Raw genomic sequence first — 23,532 nt, 5'->3', positions numbered from 1 at the left:
TTATATATCAACTCTCCCTATATAAAATTAAGAGAGTTCATACCATTTTTATCCCTTCACTCCTCCAAGCTGTATACCTTCAATAACGTTTTTCTGTCCGATAATGAAGATAATCAGTAAAGGTAAAATGGCGGAAACCGATGCGGCCATCATCAATGAGTAAACGCTGCCATGTTGATCTCCAAAACTTTGTACACCCAGCTGAATGGTAAATAATTCTTTTGATCGCAGGAAGATTAATGGATTTTGGAAGTCATTCCAGGTCCAAATAAAACGTAAAATGGCATAAGTTGCTATCGCAGGTCTTACTAATGGTAAGCAAATTGAAGTAAAAATTCTAAAATGACCTGCTCCATCCATTCTCGCTGACTCAATTATTTCATTGCTAATTCCTAAGTAGAATTGGCGCAGCATAAAAGTACCAAATACACTGAAACTATTTAATAGAATAAGACCAGTGTGAGTATCATAAAGTCCTAGCCATCTATACAATAGAAATTGTGTAACTAACAATGTTTGCGGTGGAATCATGAAAGTTGCCAGTACGATTAAAAAGATGAAGTCTCTCCCTTTAAAATTAATTTTGGCAAACCCATAAGCTGCCAAACAGGATATCGTACATGAAACCAATGTGGTTAAAACTGTTACCTTGATAGAATTCCAATATAAAAGAAGGAATGGCATTGAGCCTGTCCAAACCTCTTTATAATTTTCAACAGCATTCCATTTTTCAGGAATCCATTGAATCGGAAACGTTAATACTTCTTCTTCAACTTTAAAAGAAGCAGATATCATCCATAAAAATGGCATTAGAAAAGCAATTCCTATTAAAACCATAATGAGTGTCACGATCAATTTTCTTATATCCAATTTTGCTGCCATCTGTCCTGCTCCTTTCTATTAATAATTCACCCATTTTTTCTGACCAATAAATTGAATATAGGTAATGATCAAGATAATCACAAACATCACCAATGAAATAGCAGAAGCATAGCCTGTTCTTAATTCAATAAATGCCTGCTGATACAAATAAACAACTGGGGTTATGGTTGAATTTGCTGGCCCGCCATTTGTTAAAACGATGATTAAATCAAATACTTTAAAGCTGGAAATAACACCCGTAACAAACAATAAGAAAGTTGTAGGAGACACTAACGGTATAGTAATCTTTCTAAATTGAGACCAAGCAGTTGCACCATCCATTTGTGCTGCTTCATATAATTCTTTTGGGATGTTTTGTAATCCTGCCAAGTAAATAATTAAATTAAACCCTATACCTGTCCAAATCATGATTAACATTACAGATGGTAACGCAAAGTTAACGTCTGCTATCCAACCAGGAGGGTTATCAACCCCTATCGACAAAAGCAATTGGTTAATAGGACCTTTCGTTGGATGAAATAGCACTTGAAAGACAACCGCAACTGCAACAATACTCGAAATGAATGGCATAAAATAAATCACCTTAAACAAATCTTTCAAATAAACATATTTATTAATGATCACAGCTAATCCAAGTGATAAAATCAACGTAATCGGTATTGCTAAAATTAAGAGAATATTATTTACTAATCCTTTAAGGAATAATGCATTGGTAAGTAATTTTGAGAAATTTGCAAACCCTACAAATTTAGCATTTTCATATCCAGCTACAAAATTCCAATCTGTAAAACTTAAAACAAACGAAGCGAGAATTGGAAATAATACTAATATAGAAGTCCCAATAAACATTGGTGCGATAAATGCATAACCTGCTAGATTTTCCTTCCAGCCACTAAAGGGAGTTCTATTTTTTGTTTTTTTGCTCACTTTACTTTTTGCTGTATGTACCACATTTGTTTCGACCTTTACTTCGCTACTCACTATAGTCACCCCTTCTTCTGTATTGTAGTTTAAGTATAGTTTTTGAAATCGCTTTCAACAATGTTCTAATTTTACATTATTGAGAAAATTTTTACTACTTTTGCATTGTAAAATAAATTCATCTCGATAAAACAAAAAAACACACATAAACGTTGAATTACAACATTTGTGTGTGTTTGTAAATAAATACAAAAAAGCAGCAAGCACCTTCCAATTTCCTTCTCTAAAAATTGATTTAATGATTGTTTAACGTTCAATCTCCAACAAAGAAGGTAACCTCACCCAAACCATCAAATTTACCAGAAACAGAATCTCCAACTTCTAGCATGACAGCACTTGTTATGGCACCAGATAAAATAATTTCCCTTTTTCTAATTTTATCACCTTTTCTTGCAAGCATATTCGCTAGCTCCGCTATCGCATTGGCTGGATGACCTAAAACAGCTGCCCCTGTCCCGTGTTCTTTTATTTGACCATTAATTGATAAAGTTGCGCCTATTAATTCCAGGGCAAACTCATTTGGTTTACTATGTGCATTTCCAAAAACTACTCTAGAGGTAGAAGCATTATCTGCAACCACATCCGGAAGTGTAAAGTTAAAATTTTCGTAACGGCTATCAATAATTTCAAGAGCAGGCAATATATACTGTGTTTTTGCTAACACCTGTTCAGCTGTAATCCCAGGGCCCTCGATATCTTCTCCGATTAGAAAAGCAATCTCAGCTTCCACTTTTGGATGGATTAAATCTGAAAAAGGCAGTACACCTCCATCATCGATGAGCATATAATCGAATACATAACCGTAAATTGGCTCAGATACACCCATTTGATCCCATTTTGCCTTGCTTGTTAAACCCATTTTCGGCCCTATTATTTTGTGCCCCTCATCTAATTTTGTTTGAACAAGCAAATTCTGTACTGAATACGCTTCCTCAACTGTTAGATCAGGTTTGATTACCTTTGTTACCTTTACCACTTCACGTTTTTCTACTTCTGCTGCGACCAAGTAATCAGCAATTTTTTTATAGATTTCAACAGACATCTCTTTTTCCTCCTTTGACAATCGATAGTCACAATTGGACCTTTATCCTAGCCCTATCGGATTTATGTATCAAAACTGTAAGGATCCACGCCATTTATTTAAGGTGTGGATCCGATAACGTTAACTATATTATAACTATATTTTCTATTTTTTCTCACTTTTCAACTCGTCACCAACAGAAAAGTGGTTGGAAAACTTTTACTACTCTCGTCATATTTTACTTTCACATTACAGTTGCTTGATATTCCTAGTATTTTCAGCTTTATTTTTACTTCTTAGATAATATTTTTACCTCCTTTTAAAAAGGAAAACACTTGCACGCTAAGCATGATATATTTATTAATAAGGAGGGAGCACACATGCAATTAGGTTCATTTTCAAATGCAGTTTATACCTTTTGTGATTGGGTCGCAAGACTAGCTTATATTAATCTATTATGGATTCTTTTTACGCTAAGCGGCTTCGTGCTGTTTGGATTTTTCCCAGCTACAGTAGCGATGTTGGCAACCTTAAGACAGTTTATTAGAAAAAACCATCCACCTGTATTCCAAACGTTTTGGCACTATTATAAAAAGGAATTTTTCAACAGTAATAAATTAGGTTTATTGATTGTAATTATCGGTTTTATTTTATATCTGAATATCAACTTTTTACAATCAACACCTAATGAGATATCATCGTTTCTATTTTATTCTAGCATTATTATGAGTTGTATTTACTTTCTAATCATTTGCTATACACTGGCTTCCTATGTTGAATTTGATCAGCCATTGGGAACTCATATAAAAAATGCCCTACTTATTACCATCTCTAATCCGCTGCCAAGTCTATATATTATTTTTGGATTTGCTGCCGTATATTTCGCTGTTACCTATTTATCTGGAGTAGGGTTCTTTTTCAGTATAAGTATTTTAGGTCTGGTGATTCTTTCCTCTGCAAATCTGGCATATAGGAAAATAGCAAAAAAACAAGGACAATTTAGTAATCAAGTTGAAGGCACTTGAACATAGAAAATACTCCCCTTTGGCCGCCAGATATTTTTAAGAAACCTGTGCTCCTAAAGGGGAATATTTCATTTAACGGCATTCATTTCTATGTGTTCTAAAACAGTTTGATAACCATTATTTCCATAATCTAATAGTTTCTTAACTCTTGTAATTGTAGAAGATGAGGCATTCGTTTCTATTTGAATATCCATATATGTATTGCCTTCTTTTAGTAATCTTGCAACTTCAAGCCTTTGAACAAAAGACTTTATCTCATTCATGGTACACAAATCATCCAAAAATGCCGCGCACTCTTCCCGTGTTTGTAACGAAAGGATTGCTTTAAATAACTGTTCAATGGGTTCCTGGGGTAATTTTTTTATATACATGTAACTTCCTCCACTGAATATCGTTAATGACTATTCTCATTTTTTTAATAGAAGGGGGAATCATCCCGAAGGACGTTCATCCCCCGCTTCCAGCATTGGTACTAAAATATCTTGTCTGTCACTCGATTTCACATCACCATAACGCGATGATTCCAGTAAACACACCAACGATAATATAGATAAGCATAATGCCTAAAGACCATTTTGCTGCGTGCTTATGGAGGTCACCTAAATTAATCCCTGTTATGTTAATGAGTAAATAAACAGACGCTACAAGCGGGCCCATAATACCAAATGGAGTCCCATATAATGAAGCGGTTCCAATTTTTAAAGAACCAATGCCGTAATTAGATGCTGTTTCTGCAAGTATTGGGAGAATTCCAAAGTAAAACCCATCTGCACCAATTAAGAAAAGGGCAGGACCACTAACAATAGCAGTAAATAATGCCATATAAGCACCTAGTCCATCAGGGATAATAGATACCAACGACTGTGCCATAGATTCTGAAATAGGAGTTCCTTTAAAAATTCCAGAAAAAATACCTGCGGCTAGAACGACAGCTACCACGGCTAATGCATTAGGGGCATGTGCTGCCATTCGTTCGCGCTGATTTTGTAAAGCCGGATAATTAATAAGTAAAGCTAGAGCCGTACCTACAATAAAAACAATTGCTGAAGGAAGCCATTCTAGTACAATGGCAACCATAATGATGCTTGAGAGAAAAAGATTAAACCAAATTAATTTAGGACGTTTAACATTTTGATTTTCAGGAGAAATATTTTCTATTACAGCGCTTTCAATTGCAGCATCGACAATTCCCTCAGACATAGAAATGGTTTCACTACTTGTCTTTCTATATCTTGCACGTTCCTTCAACCCAATAAAATAAGCTACAGCAATAACAAATAGTAAACTTACAATCATTCCTGGTAACATTTCAAGATATAATTGATTAGGCTCGAGATTTAGAACACTTGCTACCCTACCGGCAGGACCTCCCCATGGAACGAGTGTAGTAATCCCAATTTGCATGATGGTTATGGAAGCTAAAATAATCGGACTGATTCCAAGTTTTTTATATAATGGAAGAAAAGCAGTTACAACGATCATCATCGTTGTCGATCCATCACCATCAAATCCAATGATTCCTGCTAACACAGCCGTTCCCACAATGATTTTTAATGGATCCCCTTTCGCTAACTGAATGATCTTGGAAGTTAATGGATCAAACAATCCAGTGTCTAACATGATTCCAAAATACAAAATGGCAAATAACAAAAGAATAGCAGTAGGTGCAACTTTCTGAATACCTTCCATCATCAACACGCCTAGTTCCGGCCCAAATCCTCCAATTACGCCATAAATAATTGGTATAACGGTTAAACCTAAAAACGGAGATACACGCTTTGTCAAAATCAAAAATAAAAAGGTAAAAATCATCAAAAACCCCAAAATAGACAACATATACTTTTTCCTCCCCAATGTTCGATTCGTTTGCACTATCATTGGTGACTGGAATTTTAACTGCACTATAATCCTTTTAAAATACTAGATTATTTTTGCTTACAAAGAGTCTTACCTATGATTTCTTCGTTATGTTGTCCGAGTTCAGGTCCAATCCATTCGATACTTCCGGGAGTTTCCGATAATTTTGGGACAATACCAGGAACTAGTACCTCTTCCCCATCTGGCAAGGTAACCGTTTGAAGCATATCTCGCGCCTGGAACTGTTCATCATTCACAATATCTTCAATACTATAAATTGGTCCTGCTGGTACTCCAGCCTCATCAAGGATTCTTTTTACTTCTTTTTGCGTATGAAGTTTTGTCCACTCCTCAATCATTTGATCCAATTGTTCAGCTTGTTTAGCCCTTCCCTGATTATTAGAGAGATTCGGATCCTCTGCCAGGTCCTTTCGACCAATGCCCTCCATAAATCGCTTGAAAATACCATCGCTATTTGCGGCAATGACAATATATTTACCATCAGCACAAAGGTACGTATTAGATGGAGCTATCCCTTCTAATGTAGCGCCTGTTCTCTCTCTTACAATTCCTTTCAAATCATATTCCGGTAGAACCCCCTCAAGCAAAGAGAATACCGCTTCAGTAAGAGCAACATCGACATATTGCCCCCTTTTCAATGGATCCATATCTCTTGCTCTTAACGCCATTAACGTTCCATTTACTGCATAAAGACCTGCTATCGAATCTCCAATAGCCAATCCAACACGAACTGGCGGACGATCAGGAAACCCGGTTAAATATCGAAGACCTCCCATTGACTCAGCAACACTTCCGAAACCCACTTTGTCACGATAAGGACCGGTTTGACCATAACCAGAAATCCGGGTCATAATTATACTTGGATTGATTTTCTTTAAATCTTCATACCCAATTCCCCACTTTTCTAACGTTCCAGGTCGAAAATTTTCAATTACTACATCAGCGTCTTTTGCTAATTCACGCACCATTTCCTGTCCTTCTGCTTCACGAAGATTAAGGGTAATCGATTTTTTATTTCTTGCGTGAACATACCACCATAGAGAGGTTCCCTTATGCATGACTCGCCAATTCCTGATTGAATCACCACTTTTTGGATCCTCAACTTTTATCACTTCGGCACCAAATTCACCAAAAATCTTTCCAGCAAAGGGTGCTGCCACAAAGTTTCCTAATTCTAAAACTTTTATTCCGTCTAATGGTTTTCTCATGGAATCCCGCCTTTTTAATTGTTGTAAAATATTTAACAGAATATTCAGATATTGTATGCGAAATAAATCGCTCTTTTCTACAAACTTTGTACGGTCTTTGTTGAGGCTTTGGTTTCTCTTAATAAGTGAGAGAAGGAGTGATCTAACTGCTTTAACTGTTCGAGCTTCAGGCCTGTTTTAATATTCTGCAGTTCTAAAAACTCAACAACCCGGCCTGCCTGAACATTTCCTGGTGCCCCAGGCGCATATGGACAGCCTCCCAGTCCAGCTTGAGCTACATCCAATAAATGCACACCCGCTTGAATACCAGCCATGATATTCGCTAAGCCGTATCCGTATGTATCATGCAAATGAAGTCCAATTGGGATATCCGGGAATTTTTCAGCTAAACGGCTGCAGTATTCATATACTTCTCTCGGTGTTGCCTTTCCGATTGTATCTCCAAGACCTAATTCATCTACTCCCATGCTGACAAGATTGTCTGCAATTCTTTCTACTTCTGAGTATGGAACAGATCCAGCAAACGGACAGATAAATGCGGTTGAAATGGCCCCAATCACCCTTCTACCTTCCATTTTCGTTTTTTCAACTAAACTTTTTATTTCTGCTAACGAATCATCACTGCTCTTATTCAAATTTGCCTGGTTATGCTTAGTGCTTGCTGAAAGGAAAAAAACCGCAGTATTTATATTCGATTTTAAAAATCGGTCCAAGCCGCGTTGATTCGGAACAAGCGCTTCATATTCAACTCCAGCAACCTTGGGTAAATTTTGTCCTAAAAGATCTGCGTCTTGCATGGCAGGAACCCATTTGGGATGGACAAAGGATGTCACTTCTATACGATCAAATCCTGCAGAAATTAAATCTTTAATTTTATTTATCTTTTGTTCGGTTTCTACAAACACCGGTTCATTTTGCAGACCGTCTCTTAAAGTAACATCACGAATTTTAATCTTTTCAGGAAAAATCACGGCAAATTCACTCCATTCATAAATGATTAACTGAATAACTAAAGTTTTTCAATTTTTTACTGTTAAATTCTGAATACATATCACTATAAAATTGGTAGTCATGTTGAATATGTGTCCTCATTAACTCTTCAGCTGCTTTTCCATCTCTGATTTGAATAGCCTGCCATACTGCCTGATGTTCTTTTGCACCATCCTCTACCCTCATAGGAATATTCAATACCTCATTCCGGTAGAAAGACATTAACGAATTTAACTGTTTCATCATTTTCATTAAGTAAGGGTTTTCACTTGATTCAACAATAAAGAAGTGAAATTGAGTACTAAGATTTTTTAATTTTTCAAGATCCCGCTTTTCAATAACCAAGTTCATTTCTTCTACTAAATTTTTCAAATGATTACGTTGCTCCTCATTCATACGTATAGCGGCATAATAAGCAGCAGTTGGTTCTAGACCTAACCGGCATTCATAAAGATATTTGAAATCAGAAAACGTTGGTCGATAAACTCTTACTCCTCCCCTTGGACTGACTGAAACTAATCCATCACTATTTAACCGGCGAATTGCCTCACGAATCGGACTTCTGCTGACCCCTGTTTCCTGAGAAACTTTTTCTTCCACGATTCGTTGTCCAGGAGGTATGATTCCGTTTACAATTTTTTCATGTAAATATTCATAAACTTGATTTTGTAGAGTTTTAGACTGATTGTTTTTTGATTTCACCTTTACCCCACCTGTAGTCGCAATTTTCAGATAATGCATACAGAATAATCACGCAGAAAAAGCATACATCACCCACATTTATTTTTGCCTATCATTCCTCCTAATTCTACTGTGATAATAGTGTTAAAGCAACAAAAAATTAAAACCATTTCTGATTTTTCTAAATTTTATAATCACTTTTGAGATACTGCAATCCTGCACTTCAAAGCATTGTTACTTCAACGAGGCTTTACACTACTGTATTAAAGCAAAAAAGTATCCTTTAGAAGTATTAATAATTAGGGTTAAATGGAACAATAGTAAATTTTCCGTGCTGATTTATGTCAATTTCCTGTAAACCTTTTTTGGATAAAAAGATAGAATAGGCATTTTTGCTAACTTTTCCACTGTTAATCTGACGAATGGCTGCGGAAAATTTTCGAATGTAGTATTTTAAACTATTCTTGTTAACATCCACTTCATTTATTAAAAACTCCCTTAAATGCTCCATTTCGCTAGTGGGAAAAGTCTTATAAAAAAATTCTAGCAAATTACCTTTCTGGAAGTCGTTATCTGAAGAAAAATAAGTAACACGTGGTAAACCATCTGCTGAAAAACCAGCCAAAATATAAACAGTTGCATAATCTTGATCTGGATTCAATTTTTTGAATAATTGTAAAGAAGCAGCAAATAATCCTTGTGCGTATGTTTTAATTTCTTCAAAAGAATTTGATTTATTTGAAAACGTTTTAAGTTCCTCTAGGGGCAGATCAATGATATTTTTGACACCTGCATAAGCAAATATCACATTATGATTTAACGCAATAATTTTCTTTTCATCATCATTAAATCTTGTTGTTTCTCTATAGGTAATTCTTTTATCCGCCATAATTAAAACACTATCTTTAAATTTTTTCCCAATCAATGCAGTCATCAGAAAAAACTCCTTCAAAAACAAAGAATGCCCTACAATTTTTCTTCGCAGGGCTTTACTTTTATTTTACCATAAATATTTTTATTTTCTCCTTCTGAAGGATTAAGTGAATTTTGCATATATTCATAAGGTTGTTGATAAGTTAAATACTATTTATTGATATACCACTCCCAGCTTCAATTCAGTAACACATTGATCAATTTTTTCATAAAGTTTATCTGGATGGTCTGTAACAACATTTTTTCCGTTTACAATCGCGAAGGGTTCCATTAGACATTGACCACAGTACAACAAGCATCTTTCTTCAATAACCTCTAAATCCTCTCGTACTCTTAATTTTTCTTTAGTAGTTTCCAATTCATCTTCAAAATTACAAGGACAAAACTTTACTTTAATGTTCACTTGATAGCACTCCCTTTATTTTATTGCCCATATTTTATGGGAATATTTAAAAAACTCGCAAGAGCATGCCTAAACGCAAGTTAGCTTTAACGCATTAAAATGTTATTGCTCAAAAGAAAAAACGCGTTAAATCCTAGGTTTGCACCCGTTTTTTTTATGTATTATGATGTTTGACATTAACAGGCAGTGATTTTTGAAAATTCTGTTTGTTAGTCTAAAACAATTGTGGGAGTGGTAAAAATGGTCGAAAAAATGTTAGCAGCAACTAAGGTAAAAAAGGAAGAAGTATTCCCAGTAAAAAATATTCATTACGTAGAAATTTATACAGGAAACGCAAAACAATCTGCTTATTATTACGCAAAGGCATTCGGTTTCAAGCTTGTAGCTTATCGAGGATTGGAAACTGGCTGCCGTGATCGTGTTTCATATGTATTGGAGCAAGGGGCCATTCGTTTAATTTTAACTGGTAGTCTATCAGATCAAACTGACATTGCAACATTCATAAAAACTCACGGTGAAGGTGTTAAAGATATCGCCCTTCTTGTGAAGGACTTAGAAAAAACATATGCGGGTGCAATTGAACGTGGTGGCATTGCAATTCGGGAACCTTGGGTAGAAGAAGATGAAAATGGCAAAGTAAAAAAAGCGATTCTTGGTACATATGGGGACACCATTCATACATTGGTTGAACCGATCGATTATAAAGGTGTCTTTATGCCAGGTTTTGAAGCGCGTGAGGACATTTATGGTACAAAACCAACAGGCCTAATTGGTGTCGACCACCTTGTCGGCAATGTAGAGGTAATGGAAGAATGGGTAAATTATTATGAAAAAGTATTCGGGTTTAACGTTCTTAAGCATTTTGATGATGAAGATATTTCCACTGAATATTCTGCGCTCATGTCTAAAGTAATGATGAATGGAACTGGCCGGATTAAATTCCCAATTAACGAGCCTGCGGAAGGAAAACGAAAATCACAGATTCAAGAATACCTAGATTACTATAATGGACCAGGAGTTCAGCATCTTGCTCTATTAACCAATGATATCATTGGCACGGTTGCCGCACTTAGAGAAAACGGAGTTGAATTATTGTTTACACCTGACACCTATTATCAAGACCTCGCCAGCCGTGTAGGTGAAATTGATGAGGATGTAAAAAAACTGCAGGAACTTAATATTCTCGTTGATCGAGATGATGAAGGATATCTGCTCCAAATCTTTACAAAACCACTTGTTGACCGGCCAACACTATTTATCGAAATTATTCAACGAAAAGGTGCACTTGGTTTTGGTGATGGAAACTTTAAAGCGCTTTTTGAGTCAATTGAACGCGAGCAGGAACTTCGAGGAAATATTTAATGGATTCGGTGTCATGCCAGTTTCATAGCTGGCATGACCTACTTTCATAGGAGGTGCTGGTTAATTGTTAACAACAGTAAAGAAAAATTGGAAAGAGGACGCAGTCAGTCATTTCATGACGGACCTGATTGATTATGCAGGCTTGTTCCCACCTGCAGCACTTCCTCTTAAAGAAGCAATTTTAAACTATCATTCTTATTTTCAGGAAGAGGATAGCTGGATGCTTGGGCCGTTTGTGATTCCGGCATCACGATTGGGGGAACTAGAACCTTTTAGGGATTTATTTCATGAACAGCTGCCACTAAGACTATCCATTATTCTATCAAAATCTCATGAGTTAAAAACAGATTTGGTAGCAATTCAGCATTTTTCAGAAACCTATCAAACAGCAGGAATGATAGAGGGTATTGAAGTTCCTCCAACCTATCAACTGAATTCTGGAATTTTCGAAAAGCTTGATCAATTGATTTCGGGATATCGAATTTATTCTGAAATAGCAGGTACAAAGGAACAACTGCAATCCTCATTTGAAAAAATTAAGATGATGAATCTAGGATCCTCACGACCTATTGGGATTAAACTTCGAATGGGTGGAATTACAGCAAATTTGTTTCCATCTGCGAGAACTGCAGCGTACGTTATCCATGAATGTAAAAAACTAGGACTTTCACTAAAGTTTACAGCCGGTCTTCACCACCCGATTCGCCAATACCGTCAAGAAGTAGAGGCCTACATGCATGGATTCGTTAACGTTTTTACGGCTTCGATTATGACCTATTCCCTCTCCATTAGAGAAGAAACGATTGAAGCGATATTACTTGATGAAAACCCGGACCATTTTACCTTTACAACAAATGAACTTTGTTGGCGGAATCTAACTGTCACTTCTAAAGAGATCAATACGGCACGTAATTTATTTGCTCTATCATACGGAAGCTGCAGTTTTGATGAGCCACGAGAAGAACTTGGAGAGCTTGCATTATTTCAGAAGGAGTTAGTCAGATGAAAAAATCTTTTATTGAAACAAAACCAGAATCACATTTCCCGATTCAAAATTTACCGTATGGTATATTCCAGGTAAATAGTGCAAATCCTCGTGTTGGTACTGCCATTGGAGACTATGTTCTTGATTTAACCGTAATTGAAGAAGCCGGCTTATTAGACGGTACAGGTGTGGAAGGAAAAAATATTTTCACTTCTCCTTCCCTAAATTCATTTATGGCACTTGGCCGTTCAGTCTGGTCAGCCGTAAGAAAGAAACTTCAACATCTTTTGGATGAAAACACTCCTGATTTACGTGATCATGAAATACTTCGTGCCCATGCCTTTTACCTATTAAAAGATGTAACCATGCTGCTTCCGGCAGAAATTGGTGATTATACTGATTTCTATGCTTCAAAGGAACATGCAACCAATGTAGGAACGATGTTTAGGGGTAAGGATAACGCACTCATGCCAAATTGGACACACTTGCCAATTGGCTATCATGGACGAGCAAGTTCAATTGTCCCAAGCGGTACCCCGGTTCGGCGCCCTTTAGGTCAAAGAAAACCGAGGGATTCAGAATATCCAGTATTCGGCCCATGTACACAGCTTGATTTTGAACTTGAAATTGGATGGTTTATCGGCCCTGGAAATACACTTGGTGAACCTATCCCCGTTCATGAGGCGGAGGATCATGTTTTTGGCCTCGTACTTGTGAATGATTGGAGCGCACGGGACATTCAAGCATGGGAGTATCAGCCGCTGGGTCCTTTCCTAGCGAAAAACTTTGCCACTTCCATCTCGCCTTGGGTTGTACCATTAGAGGCGCTTGAACCTTTTCGTACGGCCGGCCCTAAGCAGGATCCAGTGCCACTTCCTTACCTGCAGCAAGGAAAAGCTGGGTCTTTTAATATTAATCTAGAAGTTTATTTAACACCTGAAAACACTGGAACAGAGACCAGGATTACAAAAACCAACTTCAGCTATATGTACTGGTCCATTGCTCAACAGGTTGCACATCATACGATAACAGGTTGCAACATCCGTCCAGGAGACATGCATGCATCCGGAACAATAAGCGGTCCTACTCGAGAAGAACGCGGCAGCTTGCTCGAACTTTCCTGGCGTGGTTCTGAACCAGTCCAGTTAAATGGCGGTGGTGAGCGCAGCTGGATAGAAGACGGTGATACCTTGACGATTAGCGGCTGGTGCCAAGGAGATGGATATCGAATTGGGTTTGGTGAAGTAACAGGTCAAATCCTGCCCGCACATTCAGAGACCAATGTATTAATCAATCAAGCTACATTAAAAATCTAAATAAAATATTAAAACTAAAGGAGTTTAGACTATGACATATTATGTTAAAATGGGTCGCATCCCTCATAAACGGCATACTCAATTTCGTCAAGAAGACGGAAGTCTCTATTATGAGCAATTAATGGGCACGAAAGGCTTCTCCAGCATCCAATCTCTTATCTATCATATTAATCAGCCGACCCAAGTGAAAAAAGCTGAAAAAATTTGTGATGTTCGTTATGAATTCGAAGAAAAGGGACCTTTGAGACATCGGCATTTTCGTTCTTGGAATACAGAAGCTGGCGGGGACTTTCTATCCGCACGCAAAATTTTCATGGCAAACAATGATCTAGCAGTTGGCGTGGCACGCCCGAATCGCCAAATGGAATATTTTTATCGTAACGGCGAAGGGGATGAAATGTTATTTGTTCATGAAGGAACTGGAAAAATTGAAAGTATTTTTGGGGAGTTAAGTTTCGGGCCAGGAGATTACCTGGTGATTCCTATAGGTACTACTTACCGTGTTGTTTTGGAATCAGAGGAAGCGCGCTTTTTAATTGTCGAATCAAATTCATCCATCGTTACTCCTAAACGTTATAGGAATGAATTTGGCCAACTTCTTGAGCATTCTCCTTTTTGCGAGCGCGATATCCGGACACCAGAAAAATTAGAGCCAAAAAATGAAAAAGGTGAATTTGAAATTCGAGTCCGGGCACAAGGTATGATTACTTCCTATACGTTCGATTTTCATCCGCTTGATGCAGTGGGATGGGATGGATATTTATATCCTTATGCATTTAGTATTCATGATTTTGAGCCAATAACTGGCCGTGTTCATCAGCCGCCACCAGTCCATCAGACTTTTGAAGGCTATAATTTTGTTATTTGTTCATTTGTGCCGCGTTTATATGACTACCATCCAGAGGCCATTCCTGCCCCTTATGTACACAGCAATGTCGACAGTGACGAAGTACTCTATTATGTGGATGGTGATTTTATGAGCCGGCGCGGGGTTGAGCAAGGCTCCATCACCCTTCATCCGAGCGGACTTCCACATGGACCCCACCCTGGTAAAATTGAAGAAAGTATCGGAAAAAAAGAGACACGTGAACTTGCAGTCATGGTTGACACTTTCCGTCCACTTTATATTGTTAAGGATGCTCACCATCTAGAAGTTGAGAATTATATGAGCAGCTGGCTGCCAAAATAATATTTATATAACAGGAGGTTTACATATGTCAAATGTACAACCAGGGGAATTTTATATTGGAACTGTAAGCGAAAACTGGACCGAGGATGCCCTTTTTTACGAGTACACTGCTGCAGCTGATCCAATTGGCAGTGGAATTACAAGTCCTATCTCTCCTAAAGAATTTTCGCCTGAATTATATAACTCAGGACAAACTCGGATAATTTCATTGGATTTATCAAATGAACTACGGACCAACTATCCGGCAACGAGCCCATCCCTCCTTGCCCACTTTATCCGAATTAATGCAGGAGATTCGATTGATACCCAACCAAACGCAACCAGTGAATTATACTATATTATTTCCGGGGCAGGCTCCACCGAAGTAAATGGTCAAACAATCAGTTGGAAAAAAGGTGACTTTTTAACCCTTCCAGCAGGATCCGTCAGCCTTCATACAGCGGCAGAGGATTCAACCATTTACTACATTTTGGACACACCGCTCCTTACCTACTTAGGAGCAAAAGCGACTGAAGCCCGATTTAAGCCGACACTTTATACAGCGGAACAGACGGAAGCAAAATTAGATGAAGTAGCAAATGCACCCGATGCACATTTAAAAAACCGCATCTCCATTTTGTTAAACAATCAAAATTTTGATCAAACTTTAACGATTACTCAAGTTTTATGGGCTATGTATGGAATTGTCCCGGTTGGCGCAAGTCAAGCACCGCATAGTCATAAATCAGTTGCTCTCGACTTTGTTGCATATGCTGCACCTGGGACCTATACATTAGTTGGGGATAAGGTAGACCCTTTTACAAAACAAATCATTGATCCGATTCGGATTGAGTGGGTAACAGGAAAAGCATTCGTTACCCCTCCAGGGCTGTGGCACTCTCATCACAATGAATCAGGGGAACCTGCCTTCATTATTCCAATTCAAGATGCGGGTCTGCAAACCTACCTTCGTACTTTAGATATCCAATTTACCCATTACGATCAGGAATAGCATATTTATTCTAATAGGTAAAACAGAGTGAGAGTGGCTAAGTTTTGCGTGCGAAATATAAAAGTGACCGATGCTGAGAAAGTCATTTACCTTCTTCTCCAGCATCATCAAAATGACGTAGATGTTCATATTGTAGACTGCTTTAGCAGGTGTTTAGAATGTAGAGTAAGACCGTTCTGCCGGATTCAATTAACAACCATCGAGGCTGATGATGCTGGGACCTTGATTAATAAAATACTTCAAGCTGTTAAATCTAATTTTTAGGTAGGGATTTAGTACAAAGACTATGTAAGATTACACGCTTCCTATCATTTATGGTAAAATAAAGGTCCTTGGCAGGGGCATAAAAAAAAGCCTGTCTCACGAAGTTAATAGTGTAGACAGGCAGACTCATTTTATGTTTTTAAGGTTATAGTATATTCATCCAAATTTTTATAGCTGTAGCTAAAATTAATAAAGCTAGTACAACTTGTAAAATCTTGGTGTTTATCTTTTTCCCAGCCATTGCACCTAATGGTGAGGCGATTAGACTGGCAATAATCATAATGACAGAGGGTATGAATTCTACTTGCCCCGTGGTAATTTTCCCTACAGTGGCCCCGATTGAAGATAGAAACGTTATCGCCAATGAAGACGCAATCGTCATACGTGTTGGTATTTTTAATACAACTAGCATAATCGGAACTAACAAAAATGCTCCTGCCGCTCCAACTATTCCCGAACCAATCCCAACAATGAATGCTAGTGATGCTGCAAGCAATTTATTAAACTTCACTTGATCAAGTGGAATATCATCGATTCCCTTTTTCGGAATAAACATCATGACAGCCGCAATTACTGCCAAAATACCATAAACTACGTTAATACCACCTTCTGTCATTATCCTTGAACCATATCCCCCGATAAAACTACCAAATAAGATACTTGCTCCCATATAACCAATAAGCGTTTTATTTAAATAGCCACCTTTACGATATGCCCAAACACCACCAATCGTCGCAAAGAATACCTGAACGGCACTTATACCGGATACTTCGTGGGCACTAAATGCTGCTAAACCAAATAATGGTGGAATATATAAAAGCATGGGATACTTAATAATGGACCCGCCGATTCCTAACATCCCGGATATATATGAACCAATAAAACCTATTAAGAAAATGATAATAATAAAAGCCATATCCATTTTACTGCCTCCCCTATTAAGAAAAGGGAACCAATCTGGTTCCCTTATTCTTAACCTTTTTTAATCCAAAACTTAAAAACATCATTTTCCTCTTCGTGTTTCACTAATTCATGCCCGCCTGATTTTGCCCATGCAGTAAGGTCGTTTTTTGCTCCTTTATCTGTTGCATGGATTTCTAAAACTTGGCCACTTTCCAATTCATTGATCGCCTTTTTGGTTTTCACAATTGGCATTGGACATGCCAGCCCTTTTGCGTCTAAAATTTTATTTACTTCCATTGATATAACCTCCTATTTTTAACGGACCGCACAACGGTTTGGTCCAATTTCCATTTCACGTTGTTTTTCTAAATCAGGTTTGATTTTTCCCATATTCGTTTCCCGTATCTCTTGATAAGCATTTGGTTGTGGCGGTAGGTTTTCTGTTACCATTTTTCTGAACTCATTTTCATCATTAATATTTAAGCCATGATTTTTGGCAAATAAGTTTCCTAATTTTTCTGATACACTACCATCTTCATTCAGTTCATCAATAATCATAAAGTGAGCAGGAAGAACGGTTAAATCCTCTGATAATTCTCTGTAGCGTATATATAAACTATCTCTTAGATCTCCTACCCAATCCTGTGCCAAGCCTGCTAGATCAGGTCTGCCGATGGAGTCAATGAACAAGATATCACCTGAAAGTAAGAATTTCTCATCAACAATAAATGAAGTAGATCCAATCGTATGACCTGGTGAATACAAGGCATGAATATTGATTTTTACATTTCCAATTTCAACATTATTTCCGTCTTCTAATGGCTGATATGCAAACGTTACTTCTGTTGCGTCCTTTGGAGGCAGCCAATACGTTGCACCCGTTTTTCCTGCAATATTTCTTCCACCAGAAATGTGATCTGCATGTAGATGTGTGTCAAAAACCTGTGTGATTTTTGCCCCAATACCTTCTGCAAATTCAAGATAAATATCGGTCATACGGGTGGCATCAATAATCGCAGCTTCACCGTCCGATACAACCATGTAAGACAAACATCCTTTACCAATACGGACAAACTGATAAATTTCGCCGCCACCTTTTAGATCTCCAACCTTAACAGGTCCTAAGTGTTCGCTCCATGCTTTCATTCCACCTTTTAAGTAAGAAACTGTAAGTCCAGCTTCTGAGAGCATTTCCGCCACCATAATGGATGAACCTTCTTTTGCACAAACCACTAAAACCTCTTTATCTGAAGGAATCTTATCCATAATCCCTTCGATACCATCTAGTAATTCAAAATATGGAATATTGAAATGTTCGAAGTTTTCACCTTCAATCTTCCAGTCCAAATAGTCACCTTCATTGCGAACATCGAGAATAAATAACTCTTCTTTATTAAAGACTTTTTTCGCTACTTCTTTTGAAGTCATAACATTTATCGCCATCACCATTTACCCCCCACGGTATATTTTCATTTAAAAAAATTTATTTTACCATATTAGTAGTTTTCCCAGACCATTGACTCATTCCTGGAACTACGTTAATCACTTTGGTAAATCCCTTTTCTGTTAACTTTTGTGCAGCAAGGTCGCTGCGGCTGCCTGTTCGACAGACAACATAAATCTCAGCTTCTTTGCTTAACTCTTCATAACGTTTTTCTAATTCACCTAACGGGATAGAAATAGCATTTGGGATATGATAAAACGCATATTCGGCATTTTCTCTAACGTCAAGAACAACCATTTTATCATTTGTTTCGAGTCTTCTTTCTAGTTCATCATTATCGATAACATTTGAATGTTTCCTTTCGATGGTTTCATCATTAGAGGATTTTCTTAGGTAGTGCATTAATACCTCGCCTTCCTCTAATGTACCTAAATATTGATGACCTGTGCTTTGTGCCCATGCCTTTAAATCAGCTTTTGACCCTTTATCTGTTGCTTGGACTTCCAAAACTTGTCCAGCTTCTAAACCATTCATTGCCTTCTTTGTTTTAACAATTGGCATTGGACATGCTAATCCTTTTGCGTCTAAAATGACATTTGCTTTTATGTTTTCCATCTAAAAACCTCCATTTTATATACCTAACAGGGTATTATTTTCGATAAAAAATTTTATTCAACTTTTCCTTCCCAAGACATCATGCCGCCTGTCATGTTAATGATATTATATCCGTGATACTCTAGAAATTGTGATGCACGAGCACTTCTTCCACCAGATCGGCAAACGATAATATATTCTTTTGCTTTATCTAATTCATGCATACGGAATTCTAATAATCCTAAACGGATATTCATAGCACCAGGAATCTTTCCAGACGCAACTTCATCTACTTCGCGCACATCAATAATGTTTAAGGTTAATCCTTCATTTAATTTATTTTCCACTTCTTTAGCTGTTATTTCTCTCATGATTAAGTCCTCCTTTTTATTTTAAAACCAAGCACTCATACCGCCTTTAACATTCGTAACGTTTGTAAAACCAAGTTTTTTTAACTGCTTACTAGCTTTTTGGCTTCTCATTCCGCTTTGGCAAATGACTACTACTTCTTTATCTTTTGAAAGCTCAGTTGCTTTTTGAGCAAGTTGATGGAGGGGAATATTTTTAAACCCTTTTATATGATTTCCCTTAAATTCACCAGCTGTTCGAACATCAATATATTGTTTATTTTTATCATTTAATTCATTTTTTAATTCTGTTGTTGAAATCGTTCTTATGCCTTTTATTGGAATGAAACGTTTCACAATCAAAAAGAGTATAAGTCCAATAAAGAGATAATTTATAAATTCCATTCCTAAAACCTCCTAATTTGTAGGCCGAAATCCCTATTTAAATTAAATAAACAGATTTACATTACCATCTTCCGCTTCAGCTAAATAGGCTGCCACCCCTGCATATTCAATATTGTCTAACAGTTCTTCTTTTTGAAGACCCAGTAAATCCATCGTCATGGTACATGCAATTAATTTTACATCCTGTTCTTGTGCCATCTCAATGAGTTCAGGAAGTGGAAGCGCATTGTGTTTTTTCATTACTTTCTTGATTAACTTTGGACCAAATCCAGCAAAGTTCATTTTTGATAATCCCATGTTATCCGCGCCTCTAGGCATCATTCTGGCAAACATTTTTTCCAAAAACCCTTTTTCCACCGAAATGCTTTCATTTTTTCGCAAAGCATTTAATCCCCAAAAAGTGTGAAAAATTGTTACTTCATGATCATAAGCTGCTGCACCATTTGCAATAATATAAGCTGCCATAGCTTTATCGTAATCACCGCTTAATAGGACGATTGTAGTTTTTTTCTTTTCTGTCATGTTTATGACCTCCTGAAATTTTACCCCGCAGGGTATTAATTCGATTAAAAAAATAATTTAATTACCATTACCCCTATGGGTATTATCGCAACAAAAATAAAAGAGGGTGTCTACCCTTTTTTATCTGCTTCTTACTAATAAGTTTACAGCATCTTTAATTAACTCTTCGGCGCTTCTTTCATTTGTTTCCTCGGCCTTTCGGACACATTCAACTAAATTGGAACTCACAATGACTCCAATTGTTCGATCAATAGCGGTACGAGCAGCAGACAACTGAGTAATGACGTCTTTACAATCCTTATCTTCATCCATTAATCGTAATATACCTCTTAACTGACCTTCAATCCGTTTCACTCGATTTTTGACTTGATCATTATATTCCATTATTTTTTACCTCCTAACAATTAGCGTGTATTTCCAAATGTCTTTTTTTATATTCATTATTCCTAACAAGGGTGTATCCAACAACTCGATAACCCTTTTTTTTCAAAGTACGTATACCAACATTTTTTTCAAGTAAGGTGGATACAACTAAATGTAAATCTTTATGTGGTATCTCATTGATATTTCTTTTAAAATAGGCTAAAGGAATATTTATTGCTCCTTCTATCGGATTCTTGTAAGAATCAATAAAATCTCTGACATCAAGAATTTCCATTCTAGATAATTCAAGTTCTGTTAACGGAGTACATTTTATACCCAAAACAGGAAAATATCTTTTATATATAGAAATTGTTACTACAAGCAACACTAGAATTAAATATATCATGTAAGCCTCCTGGAATGAAACAAATATCAATGACAAAATCAATATTATACCCCTATGGGTATAATGTCAACCATAAATATTCATTTCGCATTATTAAAGACACCTTCTACTAGCGAAAAAGAAAAAATAGAAAGCGCAACTCGAAAATACAAGTCCTGCTTTTTTTAGATATCTATTATTTCTTTTTAATCCAAAATTTTATAAGCTTTTTTTCTTGTTCCATTTTTAAAAGAGTATGACCAGCATTTTTAGACCATGCTGGCAGATCATTTAAGGCACCCAGGTCAGTCACAAGAAGCTCGATTACTTGTCCGCTTTCCAATGAATCGATACCTTTTTTCAATTTAATTATTGGCATTGGGCATGTTAATCCACTAACATCCACCACAGAATCGGCTTTTAATTCATTTGATATTTGTTCAACTGCCTCCGTTTCCCCAAGGTCATTTGTCTGCTTCTCAACATTTTTATTTATATTGTTGCCATATACAGAGGAGTACGTTTTCCAACCGCCGTCGACATTCTTAACCTGATAGCCATGATTTTTTAGAATGCGGCTCGCTAAGTAGCCTCTTAATCCTACCTGACAGCTTACATAGACAGTTTTATCCTTTGGAATTTCATCTAATGCAGTTCTAAGGTCGTTAAGGGAGATATTAATAGAACCTTCTATAAAGCCAAATTCTCTTTCCATTGGTTCCCGAACATCGATAAGTAGTCCACCTTCTTCAGAAACAATTTGATTCACTTCATGCCATTGGATATGTTCTAATTCACCTTCCATAATATTTGTTGCTGCGTAACCTGCCATATTTACAGGATCTTTTGCAGAAGAATATGGAGGTGCATAGGCTAATTCTAAATTCGTTAAATCTTCTACCGTTAATCCACCTTTAATCGCTGTTGCAATCACATCAATACGCTTATCAACACCATCCGCACCAACTGCCTGTGCACCATATATTTTTCCATTATTCTTATTAAAAATTAATTTTAGGGAAATGGGTGCTGCGCCAGGGTAGTATCCAGCATGAGAACTTGGGTGAATGTGTACCACTTCATAGTTTATTCCTAAACGCTTTAGTATTTTCTCATTGTTTCCGGTAGCAGCAACAGTTAAGTCAAATACCTTTGCAATCGAAGTACCTAATGTCCCCCGATACTTCTCGTTCTTCCCCATCATGTTATTGGCAGCGATCCGCCCTTGTCGATTGGCTGGTCCAGCAAGTGGAATTATCGCCTTTGTTCCACTAATGTAATCTACCACTTCTATAGCATCCCCAACGGCATAAATATCGTCATTAGATGTCTGGAGGAATTCGTTTACGATTATTCCTCCGCGCTCTCCTAAGTCCAATCCTGCTGTTTTGGCTAATTCGTTTTCAGGTCTTACCCCAATTGAAAGAATTGTCATATCTGTTAGAATTTCTGTTCCATCTGATAGAAGCACTTGTTTTCCTTGATTAGCGAAAGAATGAATACCATTTTCTAAGATTAGTTTCACACCCTTTTCAAGTAAGTGGGTGTGTAAAATACTAGCCATTTCAAAATCAATCGGTGCCATAATTTGATTTGCCATTTCAATAAGTGTAACTTCAATTCCTCTGTCGACAAGGTTCTCGGCCATCTCAATTCCAATAAATCCTCCCCCAATAACAACAGCCTTTTTGGGATGATTGTGATCTACATAGTTTTTAATTTTATCTGTATCTGGGATATTTCTTAGCGTAAATAATGTTTTATTTTCATTTAACCCTGGGATAGGTGGTACAATTGGCCTCGCACCCGGAGATAATAATAACTTGTCATACGTTTCTTCATACACTTCTCCAGTTTGTAGATTCTTTATGGTAACACTTTTGTTTTCTGGATCTATGTTCGTTACTTCACTTAAGTTTCGAATATCTAGATTAAAACGTTCCGACATTCCTTTAACTGTTTGTACTAATAATTTACTTCTGTCCTTAATAGTCTCACCAATGTAATAGGGTAATCCACAGTTTGCAAATGATATATGTTCCCCACGTTCCACAAGAACAATCTCTACATCTTCACTAATTCTTCTTAATCTAGCCGCTGCAGTAGCTCCACCGGCAACCCCGCCTACAATGATTACTTTCTGTGCCATATTAGTCCCTCCTAATTGATTCATGTCTATATCATCTAATTGTATTTAGGAAACAACCATAATACCCCATAGGGTTTATACCTATATGGGTATTATACGATTTGAAAAAAATTTGTAAAGTCCTTTTAAAGACTTTCACATATTCGTCATAATTTAATAAAGGATGTAGTACTAGCGGTTAATCGAATTTTTAGGTAGGTATAGAACAAAATACTCCGATCATTATGCCTACTCGTTAATGAATCTTTATTTTTTTAAAGAGTGCTATATCCATAATTTAAAAAATATATTTGATACCGTACTTTTTACCT

General features: G+C 37.0%; 27 protein-coding genes. 7 read left to right on the top strand and 20 right to left on the bottom strand.

Annotated features, from left to right (window positions below; all coding sequences use genetic code 11):
- Positions 1–48 precede the first annotated feature (48 nt).
- The 3 genes from V7108_RS07945 to V7108_RS07935 form a co-directional block, all read right to left on the bottom strand.
- Positions 49–882: a carbohydrate ABC transporter permease gene (locus V7108_RS07945; protein ID WP_335567814.1), complete on the bottom strand. Its 834-nt coding sequence runs from the start codon at positions 880–882 to the stop codon at positions 49–51.
- 18 nt (positions 883–900) lie between these two features.
- Complete coding sequence (locus tag V7108_RS07940; RefSeq protein WP_335567813.1) at positions 901–1,863, bottom strand: carbohydrate ABC transporter permease; 963 nt, start codon at positions 1,861–1,863, stop codon at positions 901–903.
- 253 nt (positions 1,864–2,116) lie between these two features.
- Positions 2,117–2,905, bottom strand: a complete 789-nt coding sequence (locus tag V7108_RS07935; RefSeq protein WP_335567812.1) for a 2-keto-4-pentenoate hydratase — start codon at positions 2,903–2,905, stop codon at positions 2,117–2,119.
- A 359-nt stretch (positions 2,906–3,264) separates the two neighbouring features.
- Between V7108_RS07935 and V7108_RS07930 the strand changes: the two genes are divergently transcribed.
- Positions 3,265–3,909, top strand: coding sequence for a YesL family protein (locus tag V7108_RS07930; protein ID WP_335567811.1), 645 nt, complete (start codon positions 3,265–3,267; stop codon positions 3,907–3,909).
- Positions 3,910–3,977: 68 nt separating this feature from the next.
- Here V7108_RS07930 and V7108_RS07925 read toward each other — a convergent pair whose 3' ends face one another.
- The 7 genes from V7108_RS07925 to V7108_RS07895 all read right to left on the bottom strand — a co-directional run bounded on the left by V7108_RS07925 (position 3,978) and on the right by V7108_RS07895 (position 10,002).
- Positions 3,978–4,280 carry a YerC/YecD family TrpR-related protein gene (locus tag V7108_RS07925; protein WP_335517249.1) on the bottom strand — a complete coding sequence of 101 codons (303 nt, stop codon included), beginning with the start codon at positions 4,278–4,280 and terminating at the stop codon, positions 3,978–3,980.
- A gap of 133 nt (positions 4,281–4,413) precedes the next feature.
- A complete protein-coding gene (locus V7108_RS07920) occupies positions 4,414–5,787 on the bottom strand; it encodes a CitMHS family transporter (protein ID WP_335568126.1) in 1,374 nt (457 codons plus the stop codon).
- 47 nt (positions 5,788–5,834) lie between these two features.
- Entirely contained in the window at positions 5,835–6,995 is a 1,161-nt protein-coding gene (locus tag V7108_RS07915) for a CaiB/BaiF CoA transferase family protein (protein ID WP_335517255.1), read from the bottom strand.
- A gap of 77 nt (positions 6,996–7,072) precedes the next feature.
- The gene (locus V7108_RS07910; RefSeq protein ID WP_335567810.1) at positions 7,073–7,966 is read right to left on the bottom strand and encodes a hydroxymethylglutaryl-CoA lyase; all 894 of its coding nucleotides are present in this window, start codon (positions 7,964–7,966) and stop codon (positions 7,073–7,075) included.
- Between the two features lie 16 nt (positions 7,967–7,982).
- Positions 7,983–8,687, bottom strand: a complete 705-nt coding sequence (locus V7108_RS07905) for a GntR family transcriptional regulator (protein WP_335567809.1) — start codon at positions 8,685–8,687, stop codon at positions 7,983–7,985.
- Positions 8,688–8,958: 271 nt separating this feature from the next.
- On the bottom strand, positions 8,959–9,600 hold the full coding sequence (locus V7108_RS07900; protein ID WP_335567808.1) for a hypothetical protein: 642 nt from the start codon (positions 9,598–9,600) through the stop codon (positions 8,959–8,961).
- Positions 9,601–9,753: 153 nt separating this feature from the next.
- Complete coding sequence (locus V7108_RS07895) at positions 9,754–10,002, bottom strand: DUF1450 domain-containing protein (protein WP_335510605.1); 249 nt, start codon at positions 10,000–10,002, stop codon at positions 9,754–9,756.
- Between the two features lie 240 nt (positions 10,003–10,242).
- Here V7108_RS07895 and hppD point away from each other — a divergent pair, with 240 nt between their 5' ends.
- The 6 genes from hppD to V7108_RS26875 all read left to right on the top strand — a co-directional run bounded on the left by hppD (position 10,243) and on the right by V7108_RS26875 (position 16,109).
- Positions 10,243–11,364: a 4-hydroxyphenylpyruvate dioxygenase gene (hppD, locus tag V7108_RS07890; RefSeq protein ID WP_335510604.1), complete on the top strand. Its 1,122-nt coding sequence runs from the start codon at positions 10,243–10,245 to the stop codon at positions 11,362–11,364.
- 64 nt (positions 11,365–11,428) lie between these two features.
- Entirely contained in the window at positions 11,429–12,370 is a 942-nt protein-coding gene (locus tag V7108_RS07885; RefSeq protein ID WP_335510602.1) for a hypothetical protein, read from the top strand.
- A complete protein-coding gene (gene fahA / locus V7108_RS07880; protein ID WP_335567807.1) occupies positions 12,367–13,665 on the top strand; it encodes a fumarylacetoacetase in 1,299 nt (432 codons plus the stop codon). Before V7108_RS07885 ends, fahA begins: the two co-directional genes overlap by 4 nt.
- A 31-nt stretch (positions 13,666–13,696) precedes the next feature.
- Positions 13,697–14,854, top strand: coding sequence for a homogentisate 1,2-dioxygenase (locus V7108_RS07875; RefSeq protein ID WP_335510598.1), 1,158 nt, complete (start codon positions 13,697–13,699; stop codon positions 14,852–14,854).
- Between the two features lie 25 nt (positions 14,855–14,879).
- Entirely contained in the window at positions 14,880–15,845 is a 966-nt protein-coding gene (locus V7108_RS07870) for a cupin (protein WP_335567806.1), read from the top strand.
- 27 nt (positions 15,846–15,872) lie between these two features.
- Entirely contained in the window at positions 15,873–16,109 is a 237-nt protein-coding gene (locus tag V7108_RS26875) for a DUF1450 domain-containing protein (RefSeq protein ID WP_420489017.1), read from the top strand.
- Positions 16,110–16,254: 145 nt separating this feature from the next.
- On the opposite strand, the gene V7108_RS07865 is transcribed toward V7108_RS26875, so the two are convergent.
- The 10 genes from V7108_RS07865 to V7108_RS07820 form a co-directional block, all read right to left on the bottom strand.
- Positions 16,255–17,031: a sulfite exporter TauE/SafE family protein gene (locus V7108_RS07865; protein ID WP_335510595.1), complete on the bottom strand. Its 777-nt coding sequence runs from the start codon at positions 17,029–17,031 to the stop codon at positions 16,255–16,257.
- A 50-nt stretch (positions 17,032–17,081) separates the two neighbouring features.
- A complete protein-coding gene (locus V7108_RS07860; protein ID WP_335510593.1) occupies positions 17,082–17,309 on the bottom strand; it encodes a sulfurtransferase TusA family protein in 228 nt (75 codons plus the stop codon).
- An 18-nt stretch (positions 17,310–17,327) separates the two neighbouring features.
- Positions 17,328–18,455 (bottom strand): MBL fold metallo-hydrolase, encoded by a 1,128-nt coding sequence (locus V7108_RS07855; RefSeq protein ID WP_335567805.1) that lies wholly within the window; start codon positions 18,453–18,455, stop codon positions 17,328–17,330.
- Between the two features lie 40 nt (positions 18,456–18,495).
- Positions 18,496–19,071 carry a sulfurtransferase TusA family protein gene (locus V7108_RS07850; protein WP_335567804.1) on the bottom strand — a complete coding sequence of 192 codons (576 nt, stop codon included), beginning with the start codon at positions 19,069–19,071 and terminating at the stop codon, positions 18,496–18,498.
- 53 nt (positions 19,072–19,124) lie between these two features.
- Positions 19,125–19,421 carry a rhodanese-like domain-containing protein gene (locus V7108_RS07845; RefSeq protein ID WP_335510587.1) on the bottom strand — a complete coding sequence of 99 codons (297 nt, stop codon included), beginning with the start codon at positions 19,419–19,421 and terminating at the stop codon, positions 19,125–19,127.
- A 21-nt stretch (positions 19,422–19,442) separates the two neighbouring features.
- Positions 19,443–19,802 (bottom strand): rhodanese-like domain-containing protein, encoded by a 360-nt coding sequence (locus V7108_RS07840; RefSeq protein ID WP_335510585.1) that lies wholly within the window; start codon positions 19,800–19,802, stop codon positions 19,443–19,445.
- 42 nt (positions 19,803–19,844) lie between these two features.
- Positions 19,845–20,324 carry a DsrE/DsrF/DrsH-like family protein gene (locus V7108_RS07835; RefSeq protein ID WP_335567803.1) on the bottom strand — a complete coding sequence of 160 codons (480 nt, stop codon included), beginning with the start codon at positions 20,322–20,324 and terminating at the stop codon, positions 19,845–19,847.
- A gap of 120 nt (positions 20,325–20,444) precedes the next feature.
- Entirely contained in the window at positions 20,445–20,708 is a 264-nt protein-coding gene (locus V7108_RS07830; RefSeq protein ID WP_335510582.1) for a metal-sensitive transcriptional regulator, read from the bottom strand.
- A 13-nt stretch (positions 20,709–20,721) separates the two neighbouring features.
- Entirely contained in the window at positions 20,722–21,093 is a 372-nt protein-coding gene (locus V7108_RS07825; protein WP_335567802.1) for a hypothetical protein, read from the bottom strand.
- Between the two features lie 175 nt (positions 21,094–21,268).
- Positions 21,269–23,221, bottom strand: a complete 1,953-nt coding sequence (locus V7108_RS07820) for a CoA-disulfide reductase (protein ID WP_335567801.1) — start codon at positions 23,219–23,221, stop codon at positions 21,269–21,271.
- Between the last annotated feature and the right edge of the window lie 311 nt (positions 23,222–23,532).

It is taken from the genome of Neobacillus vireti (assembly GCF_036962345.1).
In the GTDB taxonomy this organism is placed as follows: domain Bacteria; phylum Bacillota; class Bacilli; order Bacillales; family Cytobacillaceae; genus Neobacillus; species Neobacillus vireti_A.
Note: the sequence above shows the minus strand (reverse complement) of the source record. Positions and strands in the feature narration are given on the sequence as shown.